General features: G+C 75.7%; 9 protein-coding genes. 6 read left to right on the top strand and 3 right to left on the bottom strand.

Annotation, left to right across the window (positions count from 1 at the left end; all coding sequences use genetic code 11):
- The first annotated feature begins 21 nt into the window (after window positions 1-21).
- Window positions 22-1,119 carry a methyltransferase domain-containing protein gene (locus ACRAKJ_RS14095; RefSeq protein WP_438920854.1) on the top strand — a complete coding sequence of 366 codons (1,098 nt, stop codon included), beginning with the start codon at window positions 22-24 and terminating at the stop codon, window positions 1,117-1,119.
- Window positions 1,116-2,261, top strand: a complete 1,146-nt coding sequence (locus ACRAKJ_RS14100) for an aminotransferase class I/II-fold pyridoxal phosphate-dependent enzyme (RefSeq protein WP_438920855.1) — start codon at window positions 1,116-1,118, stop codon at window positions 2,259-2,261. The genes ACRAKJ_RS14095 and ACRAKJ_RS14100 overlap by 4 nt, the downstream gene beginning before the upstream one ends.
- A gap of 8 nt (window positions 2,262-2,269) precedes the next feature.
- Here the strand turns inward: ACRAKJ_RS14100 and ACRAKJ_RS14105 are convergent, their stop codons facing one another.
- Window positions 2,270-2,929, bottom strand: a complete 660-nt coding sequence (locus ACRAKJ_RS14105; protein WP_438920856.1) for a response regulator — start codon at window positions 2,927-2,929, stop codon at window positions 2,270-2,272.
- A 93-nt stretch (window positions 2,930-3,022) separates the two neighbouring features.
- Between ACRAKJ_RS14105 and ACRAKJ_RS14110 the strand changes: the two genes are divergently transcribed.
- Both ACRAKJ_RS14110 and ACRAKJ_RS14115 read left to right on the top strand, forming a co-directional pair.
- Window positions 3,023-4,558 (top strand): histidine kinase, encoded by a 1,536-nt coding sequence (locus ACRAKJ_RS14110; protein ID WP_438920857.1) that lies wholly within the window; start codon window positions 3,023-3,025, stop codon window positions 4,556-4,558.
- A 28-nt stretch (window positions 4,559-4,586) separates the two neighbouring features.
- On the top strand, window positions 4,587-5,282 hold the full coding sequence (locus tag ACRAKJ_RS14115) for a tryptophan 2,3-dioxygenase family protein (protein WP_438920858.1): 696 nt from the start codon (window positions 4,587-4,589) through the stop codon (window positions 5,280-5,282).
- An 18-nt stretch (window positions 5,283-5,300) separates the two neighbouring features.
- Here the strand turns inward: ACRAKJ_RS14115 and gntA are convergent, their stop codons facing one another.
- Together gntA and ACRAKJ_RS14125 are read right to left on the bottom strand one after the other, a co-directional pair.
- Window positions 5,301-5,969: a guanitoxin biosynthesis heme-dependent pre-guanitoxin N-hydroxylase GntA gene (gene gntA, locus ACRAKJ_RS14120; protein ID WP_438920859.1), complete on the bottom strand. Its 669-nt coding sequence runs from the start codon at window positions 5,967-5,969 to the stop codon at window positions 5,301-5,303.
- Window positions 5,947-7,200: a cytochrome P450 gene (locus ACRAKJ_RS14125; protein ID WP_438920860.1), complete on the bottom strand. Its 1,254-nt coding sequence runs from the start codon at window positions 7,198-7,200 to the stop codon at window positions 5,947-5,949. Before ACRAKJ_RS14125 ends, gntA begins: the two co-directional genes overlap by 23 nt.
- Before the next feature lie 238 nt (window positions 7,201-7,438).
- On the opposite strand from ACRAKJ_RS14125, the gene ACRAKJ_RS14130 reads away from it, so the two are divergent.
- Window positions 7,439-9,172 (top strand): AMP-binding protein, encoded by a 1,734-nt coding sequence (locus ACRAKJ_RS14130; protein ID WP_438920861.1) that lies wholly within the window; start codon window positions 7,439-7,441, stop codon window positions 9,170-9,172.
- Window positions 9,169-9,471: a phosphopantetheine-binding protein gene (locus ACRAKJ_RS14135; protein ID WP_438920862.1), complete on the top strand. Its 303-nt coding sequence runs from the start codon at window positions 9,169-9,171 to the stop codon at window positions 9,469-9,471. Before ACRAKJ_RS14130 ends, ACRAKJ_RS14135 begins: the two co-directional genes overlap by 4 nt.
- Window positions 9,472-9,485: the final 14 nt, after the last annotated feature.

Here is a 9,485-nt window from a genome sequence, read left to right on the forward strand (position 1 = left end):
CCGAGACTTGGAGGGGCGCACGTGACGATCCCGGAAGCTGTGCTGGTCGAGGACCCGGCCGTGCAGGCGGTGTGGAAGCCCGTCGTCGGCGAGGGCGTCCCGGACCTGGCGGCCCAGCACGTGCTCGCCTCGACCCTGGTCGGCCTGGGCCGGGCCGGGATCGCGCAGCGGCTGTCCGAAGAGGACTGGACGGCGCTGGCCGACCTGGTGCCGGCCGGCGGGGTGCCGCACCTGGTGCGCAACGTCCTGCGCTACCTGGAGATCCGCGGCGTCGTCGAGTCCGACGGTATCCGGTGGGTGGGCGCCGAACCCGCCCCGGGGTGCGAGGACGGCGGCCGGTGGAGGCTGACCGGCCGCGGGGCGGTGCTGCTCTCGCAGGTCGGCGAGTCCCTGCTCGGCTTCTACGTGGAGGCGTACGGCCCGGTCCTGGCCCGGATCGGCGGGCTGCTGGACGGCACGGTCGACTACGGCACCGACGTCGAGCGCGACACCGAGGCCCTCGGCCGCCGCTGCGAGCCGATGACGATCAGCTTCCTGGCCCGGCTGCTCGGCGACCTGATGGCCCGCCGCGACGCGCACTCGGTGCTCGAACTCGGCTGCGGCACCGGCGGCCTCGCCCTGCACATGGCGCGGACCGACCCGGAGTTCCGCGCCATCGGCCTGGACATCGCCGAGGACGCCATCGCGCTGGCCGAGCGCCGCCTCGCCGGGACCGACCTCGGCGGTCGCGTCCGGTTCGTCGTCGGCGACGCCTTCCGGCCCGACACCTGGCCCGCCGACGCCGCCGACTGCGACTTCTACCTGGCCGTGGGCGCGCTGCACGAGCAGTTCCGCGACGGCGAGGACGCGGTGGTCGAGCTGCTGTCGCGGTACCGGTCCCTGCTGGCGGCCAAGCCCGGCCGCGTGCTCCTGCTGGCCGAACCCGAACTCCAGATCAACGCGGGCGACGCCGAGTACTACCTGGCGCACGTGCTCACCAAGCAGGGCTTCCCGCAGGGCAGGCAGGCGTGGCTGGACGTCATCGCCGCCGCCGGCCTGCGCTGCGAGCGCGTGTACGCCCAGCCCAACGTGGAGTTCCGCTTCGCCTTCTACGAGGTCACCGCCGGGGACCCGGCATGATCTCCAGGCGGGCGGCGGGACTGCCCGTCCCGATCCTGCCCGGCCTGCTCGCCATGGCCACCGGCTCCGACGTGGTCGACCTGGCCCTCGGCATCCCGCCCGGCGGCCCCGCGCCCGACCTGTCGGACGCGGCCCACGAGGCGCTGCGCTCGGGCGCCCACCAGTACACCGACCCGGCGGGCCTGCCCGCGCTGCGCGAGGTGGTCGCGGCCGAACTCTCGCGCGAACGCGGCGTGCCGGTCGACCCGGACCGCGAGGTGACCATCACCTGCGGCGCGACCGAGGGCGTGCTGGCCGCGCTGCTGGCGGTCACCGACGCCGGCGACGAGGTGCTGGTGCCGGACCCCGCCTTCGAGAACCACCCCGGGGCCGTGGTGCTGGCGGGCGCGGTGGTCCGGTCGGTGCCGCTCGCAGGTCCCGGCTGGACCCTCGACCCGGACGCGCTCGCCGCCGCCTGCACCGAGCGCACCCGGGCGATCCTGCTGAACACGCCGCACAACCCCACGGGGCGCGCGTTCACCCGGGCCGAGGTCGAGGGCGTGCTGCGGCTGTGCGAGGAACGGGACCTGGTGTGCGTGACGGACGAGGTCTACCACCGGTACGCGTTCGACGGCCGCGAGCACGTCTCACCGCTGGGGCTGGCCGGTCCGGACGAGCGGGCCGTCGTGGTCGGCAGCTTCTCCAAGGTGCGCGCCGTCCCGGGGTGGCGGCTCGGGTACGCGGTCGCGGGCGAGCGGCTGACGACCGCCCTGCGCGGCGTCCACGCCAGGCTGACCCTGGGCGCCGCCACACCGCTGCAGCAGGCGCTCGCCACCGCCGGACCGGTCGGCGAGCCGTGCGGGACCCGGGAATCCGCGGCGCGGCGGGCGCAGCTGGTCGCCGGGCTGACCGAACTCGGCCTCCGGGTGGTCGAACCCGAGGGGGGCTGGTTCCTGCTCGCGGGCGTCGACGGGCTCGGCTGGGCCTCCGACGAGCTGGCGGGGAAGCTCGCGGCCGAGGCGGGCCTGCTGGTCGCGCCCGGCACGGTGTTCTTCGCCGACCCCGCCGAGGGCAGGCGGTGGCTGCGGTTCAACCTGGTGCGCGACGAGGCCACGACGGCCGAGGGGCTGCGCAGGCTGCGCCGGTTCCTGAACGGGTCGTGATGCGCGCGTCAGCGGTCCCCGTCGACGAGCTGCGCCTCGTAGCCCAGGATCGCCGCCTCCACCCGGTTGCGCACCCCCAGCCGGTTCAGGATGGAACTCACGTGCGTCTTCACCGTGCCCTCGACCAGGGACAGCGCCCTGGCGATCTCGGCGTTGGACCGGCCGGCGGCCAGCAGCGCCAGCACCTCCCGCTCCCGGGCGGTGAGCTGGTCGGTGAGCTTGCGGGCGACGACCGACCTGGAGAGCCGGTCACCGCTGAGCCTGGTGATCACCCGCCGCGCCACGCGGGGCGACAGGAACGCCGCGCCGTCGGCGACCGCCCGCACCGCGGCCAGCAGCTCGCGCGGGTCGCCCGCCTTGAGCAGGAACCCGCTGGCGCCGTCGCCGAGGGCGCGGGAGATGTAGTCGTCCTCGCCGAAGGTGGTGAGGATGACCACCGCGGTGGCCGGGGCGCTGCGGCGGATCTCCGCCGCGGCGGACAACCCGTCCAGCTCGGGCATCCGCACGTCGAGCAGCACCACGTCGGGCCGGTGCCGCAGCACGAGGTCCACCGCGGCGCGGCCGTCGGCCGCCTCGGCCAGCACCTCGACACCCGGGTCCGTCTCCAGGATCGCCCGCACGGTGGCGCGCACGCTCGCCTCGTCGTCCGCCAGGACCACCCTGATCACGGCCACCCCCCGATTTCCCGCGCTGACCCGGTGCGGCTGCATGGTCGCACAGCGTGCACGGTTCCCGGACCGGGGGCCGGTAGGGTCGGGCCCGTGATCGGAGTCGCCGCGCGGTACCGGGATCGACGGGCAGCGGTCGCCGACGCGGTGCTCTGGGCGCTGCTGTCGGCCTTGGTGCTGCTCGGCTCGCCGATCGGGCCGGTGGCGCTGCCCTGGGAGTGGCGGGTCGCCGCCCTGGTGCCGCTGGCCGCCGCCGTCGTGCTGGTCCGCGCGCTGCCGCCGGCGGCGCTGGGCGCGGTCGCCGCGCTGAGCGTGCTCGACGCCTGGTTCCTCCCCGCCCTGTTCGCACTGTCCTACCTGGTCGGCAGGCACGACGCCCGTGAGCGGCGGGCGCTCTACACCTTCGCCGGGATCGTCGTGGCGGGCACCGCGACGCTGCTCGTCCTGCCCGACGCCGGGACCGCGCTGCGCACCGTGCCGCTGCTGACGCTGTCCATCACCCCCTGGCTGATCGGCCGCCACCGGCGCGTGCAGGGCGACCTGGTCGCCGCGGGCTGGCAGCGGGCGGTGGACCTGGAGCGCAGGCAGCGCGAGGTCGCCGAGCGCGCCCGGCTGCGCGAGCGGTGGCGCATCGCCCAGGACATGCACGACCAGCTCGGCCACGACCTGAGCCTGCTCGCCATGCGCGTGGGCCTGCTGGAGGTGGCGGGCACCCGGGACGACCGGGTGCGCGAGCTGGCGCGCGAACTGCGCGAGGTGGCGCAGGGCGCGGTCGAGCGCCTGCACGACGTGATCGGCGTGCTGCGCGCGGACGGCGGCACCGACGACGGCACCGACGACGTGGCGGCCCGCGCGCCGGTGCCCGACGACGTGGCGACCATGGTCGACGCCGCGCGCCGGGCGGGCATGGCGGTCGAGCTGCGCCGGGACGGCGCGGAGCAGCCGCCGGAACCGGTGGAGCAGGCCGTGCGCCTGGTGGTGCGCGAAGCGCTCACCAACGCCGGCAAGCACGCGCCGGGGGCCCGGGTGCGGGTGCGGCTGCGCACCGCCGTCGACGGCACGGACGTCACCGTCCACACCGGTGCGCCGCCCGCGGGGCGACCGGACCGCGTGCGCGGCAGCGGCAGCGGGTTGGCCGCCCTCGCCGAGCACACCGCCGGGCTCGGCGGCGCCTTCGACTCCGGCGCCCGGGACGGCGGGTTCGTCGTCCGCGCCCGGTTCCCGCGCACCGGGCGCGACCTGCCGAAGGCGCCGCCGCCGGGCGACGCCCCGGCTCGCCGGAGCCGCGGCCTGGCCGCGGCCGTGGTGCCGCCGCTGGCCGCCGTCGTGGTGCTGCTCAGCCTGATGATGGCCTACTTCGCCGACACCACCGACGACACGGTCCTCGCCCCCGGGACCTTCGACGGCCTCGCGCTCGGGCAGGCGCGCGCGGACGTCGCGGGGCTCCTGCCCGCGCGCCAGGTGGCCGTGACCGAGGTGGCCGGCCCGCCCGCGCCCCCCGGTTCCCGGTGCGAGCACTACCGCACGCGCGACGGCGACCTCTTCGAGTCGGACATCCCGGTGCACCGGCTCTGCTTCACGGACGGGCGGCTCGTCCTCAAGGACGCCGTCTCGGCCCGCTTGAACTGACTCTCCACACGGACGGGGACGGGAAGACATGCCCGACGCACCGCAAACCGACCAGGTGTACGGCGACATCCTCCGGCTGGAGCCGCTGCTGGCGTCCGCCCACGTGCACGAGGGCTCGCCGGAACGGATGTTCTTCCTGGTGACCCACCAGGCGTGCGAGCTGTGGTTCGCCCTGGTGCTGCGGCACCTCGACGCCGCGGCGCGCGCCCTGCGCGACGGCGAGGCGGACGCGGCGGCCGGCTGGCTGGAGCGGCTGCCCTCGGTGGTGCGCGTCCTGGTGGCCCAGTTCGACGCGCTCACCACGCTCACGCCCGCCGACTTCGAGGGCATCCGCACCGCGCTCGGCTCGGCCAGCGGCATCCAGTCCGCGCAGTTCCGCGAGATCGAGTACGCCTGCGGCCTGCGCGACACCCGGGCCCTGACCACCAAGGGCTTCAGCGAGGCCGAGCGCGACCGGTTGCGGCGACGGCTGACGGAGCAGTCGGTCGCCGACGCCTACGAGGGGTTGGTGAAGCACCGCGGGCACGCGGACCCCGGCGTCGCCCGGGTCCGCGCGGCGCTGCTGGACTTCGACGAGGCCTTCGTGGTGTGGCGGGCCAGGCACGCCGGGCTCGCCGAGCGCTTCCTCGGCGGGCGGCGGGGCACCGGCGGCTCCGACGGCCCCGCCTACCTGTGGCGCGCCGCGGCCAAGCGGCTGTTCCCCGACGTGTGGGGCGCGGCCTGACCCGGGCGGGTCGTCGGCTCAGTCGTCGGACCGGAACGGGCAGCGCCACTCCGGTCCGACGACCCGGCCCGAGTACTGCCCGGCCTCGGAGGCCGTGCCGTGCTCGCTCAGCATGGGGTTGATCCCGCCCTGCAACGCGACCTCCAGCGCGCGGATGCGCCGCTGGAACCCCGCGTACGCCCCGGTCTGCCTGAGCCGGCGGAACTGCCGGTGCGAGTTGAACACCAGGGTCGGGTAGGCGAAGCGGCGGGAGACCCGGGACGCGCCGGGGTGCAGGCCCGCGACGAAGAACGGGTGCTCGGCGACGCTGAAGCCGAAGTGCGGCGACCCCGGGTCGGAGGACACGTCGCCCGCCCAGCCGAACTCGCGCGCGTCGACCCGCCGCAGGGCGGTCAGCCGCTCCCACAGGTCCCGCTCGAACGCCTCCTCCGAGCCGCGCCCCGGTGCGCGGAACACCGCGCAGAACGCGGCCAGGGCCGTCCGCTCGTCCGGGATGCCCGCGGCGAAGTCGACCAGGTCGGCGTGCAGGCGCTCGTCGTCGGCCGCCGACGTCAGGTCCCCGTACACCCGCAGGGTCAGGGTGCCGCGGCGCAGCGCCGCCCTGGCGGCCAGGCAGGTGAAACCGGGGCCGGAGACCCAGGTGGCGAACTGCCGCCCGATGTCGTCAGCCGGATCTTCGGCTCGCACGTCCCACTCCCGGCTCGGGGCGCGCGGGGCGGATGGCGTCGAACTCCACGTCGAGCGCGCGCGGCCCGCGGAGGGTGACGTTCGGCTTGTACTCCACGGTGTCCCGGGCCTGCCGGGGGGCCACGACGCGGTCCGCGAACAGCTCGAACGCGATCGCCGCCTCCAACCGGGCCAGGCCCGCGCCCAGGCAGAAGTGCGGGCCCCCGGCGAACGCGAGGGACGGCGTGGACCGGTCCCGCCGGAGGTCGAACCGGTCCGGGTCGGGGTACGCCGCCGGGTCCCGGTTGGCCGCGGCGAGGAGCACCAGCACGAGGTCGCCGGTCTCGACCGGGGCGCCGCCGACCGACAGCGGCGCGGTCGCGACCCGGGTGACCAGCTGCACCGGCGCGTCGTGCCGCAGGACCTCCTCCACCGCGGCCCACGCCAGCTCCGGGTCGTCGCGCACCTCGGCCAGCTGCGCGGGGTGGCGCAGCAGGGCCAGGACACCGTTGGCGATGAGGTTGACGGTCGTCTCGTGGCCCGCGTTGACCAGCATCACGCAGGTGGCCAGCAGCTCGCTCTCGCTGAGCCGGTCGCTCTCCTGCTCGACCCTCAGCAGGCCGGACACCAGGTCGTCGCCCGGCTCGTCGCGGCGCCGGCGCAGCAGGTCGCGGAAGTAGGCGACGAACGCCGCCCGCGCCCGGGCCGCCTCCGCGCCGACCTCGGGGGTGCGCAGGCCGGGCAGCGGCGGTTCCAGCGCGGCGGACAGGTGGGCCGACCACCGGAGGAAGTCGCGGCGGTCGGCGTAGGGCACGCCCAGCAGCTCGCAGATCACCCGCACCGGCAGCGGGTGCGCGAAGTCGGCCACCACGTCGAAGGTGCCGCGGTCGGCGGCCTCGTCGAGCAGGCCGTGGGCCAGCTCCCTGATCCGCGGACGCAGGGCCTGCACCACCTTGGGGGAGAACGCCTTGGCGACCAGCCCGCGCAACCGGGTGTGGTCCGGCGGGTCCAGGTGCAGGAAGTTGCGCGTGCGCGGACCGCGGCGCGTGGGCGACTGGCGGGCGCGCTCGCGCTCGCTGCTCATCGCCGGGTGGCGCAGCAGGGTCCGGCAGTCGTGGTAGCCGCTGACGGGGACGACGCCGTCGTCGGTGGTGAACGGGCCCGCTTCCCGCAGGCGGCGCAGCACCGGGTACGGGTCCGGCCTGCTGTCCCGGCTGACGAACCGGGCCAAGTCCTGCGGTGGACTGGACATGGGTGCCACTGTCTGGTCGCGGCATTGGGGCGGTCAAGCGCGCCGGTGGATTTTCAGCGACGGCTTAACGTCCGCGCGAATGGCGCGCCGGGTATTTTCCGCACTGACCTTGAGCTGCGGGTTCCCTGTTTTCCTGGCTTGTTAAGCCCTCCTTGAAAGGTCTTCGCCGGCACTTTTCCGGGCGCGTTTCCCGCCTAAGCTCGGCCACTCTGGGTCCGGGGCGGAAGGCGGTGCGCGGGTGCGCGAGTGGATCAGGGGAGGCACGGGGGTGGCGGAGGTGGTGCTCGGGCACGTCGAGCGCGACCCCGGGGCCCTCGCCGTGGTGGACGTGCTGGGCAGCGGCCCCGACGGGCCGTCCGCCTCGTGGACTTACGGAGAGCTGCACCAGCGGGCCGCCACCGTCGCGGCCCACCTGCGCGAGCGGTGCGCGCCCGGCGACCGGGTGATGCTGCTGTACCCGGTCAACCGGCACTTCGTCGCGGCGTTCCTCGGCTGCCTCTACGCCGGCGTCGCCGCGGTGGTCGTCCCCCCGCCCGGGGGCTCGCAGGTCCAGCGCCGCCGGGCCGGGTCCGTGGCGGCCGACGCCGGGGTCCGCCTCGCGCTGACCGACTCGGAGAGCGCGAGGGCGGTGCGCGACTGGGTCGCCGAGCTGCACCTGTCCGAAGTGGACATCACCGTCACGGACGCCGGGGGGTACGCGGACCCCGCGGACTGGCGGCCGGTGCGCACCGACCAGGACTCCCTGGCGCTGCTCCAGTACACCTCCGGCTCGACCGGCTCGCCCAAGGGCGTCGTGGTGCGCCACGGCCACCTGCTGGCGAACGCGCACGCGTTCGGCGCCGCGCTGGGCTGGAGCACCCCGCCGCGCTTCGGCGGCTGGATACCGATGTTCCACGACATGGGCCTGATCATGCAGCTCGTCCCGGCCCTGCTGGCGGGGACCGCGGACGTGCTGATGACCCCGCCCGCGTTCATCCGGGACCCGTGGTCCTGGCTCGACGCCATCGGCCGCTACGGCATCACCTGCTCGGCGGCGCCGAACTTCGCCTACGACCTGTGCGTGCGCCGCGTGGACCCCGAGCGGGTGGCCGAACTGGACCTGTCCGGCTGGGAGTACGCGATCAACGCCTCCGAACCGGTGCGCATGGCCACCATGACCGACTTCGCCAAGCGCTTCGCCGCCGCCGGCTTCCGCGAGCGGTCGTTCGTCCCGCTCTACGGCCTGGCCGAGTCGACGGTGTTCACCTCGGCGACCGCCGACCGCGCGCCGCAGGTCCTGCGCGTGGACGACGTCGCCCTGGGCCGGGGCGAGTTCACCCCCGCCCGGCCCGGCGCGCCCGCGCGGTCCGTGGTCAGCTGCGGCGCCCCGGTCTCCGCGGCCGAGGTGCGCGTGGTCGACCCCGACACCGGCGCGCCGCTCCCGCCGAACCGGGTGGGCGAGATCTGGCTGCGCGGCGACAGCGTCGCGGGCGGCTACTGGCTCAACGAGGCGGAGACCGCCCGCGTCTTCCGCGCCACCAGCCCGGACGACCCGACCGAGTTCCTGCGGACCGGCGACCTCGGCGTGCACCACGACGGCGAGCTGTACGTCATCGGACGGCTCAAGGAGGTGCTGATCGTGCGGGGCCGCAACCTCTACCCGCAGGACATCGAGCACGAGCTGCGGGCGCGCCACCCCGAGCTGGGCAACGTGGGCGCGGCCTTCTGCGTGCCGGCCGGCGGGACCACCGAGGGCGAGCCGGGACCGGACGAGCTGGTCGTCGCCCACGAGGCCCGGGAGACGGACCCGGAACGGCTGGCCGCGCTCGCCGTCGCCATGAAGACGACGGTCGCGCGGGAGTTCGGCGTGTCCGCCTCGGACATCGTGCTGGTGCCGCCCGGCGGCGTCCCGCGCACCAGCAGCGGCAAGATCCAGCGCTCGCTCATGCGGGAGCGGTACCTGGCCCGCGGGGACTCCGGGGAGGGGGCATGACGACCACCGGCGCCCGACGGCCGTCCGGCCCGATCTCGGCGGAGCAGCTGCTGGACCGGCTCACCGCCGTCGTGTCACCCCACGTGAAGGTCCCGCCCGCCGGGCTCGACCCGGCCGTGCCGCTGGCGGAGTACGGCCTGGACTCGGTGACCGCCATCGCCCTGGCCGCCGAGGTCGAGGACGACCTGGGCGTCGTGCTCGCCGACGACGCGCTGTGGGAGCACCCCACCCTCGAAGAACTGGCCGCACTGCTGGAGCGGGAGCTGTTCGGCCCCGCGTCCGGCCCCGCGTCCGACTGAGCGACGGGAGCGGG

Source organism: Saccharothrix sp. DSM 118769, assembly GCF_052936295.1.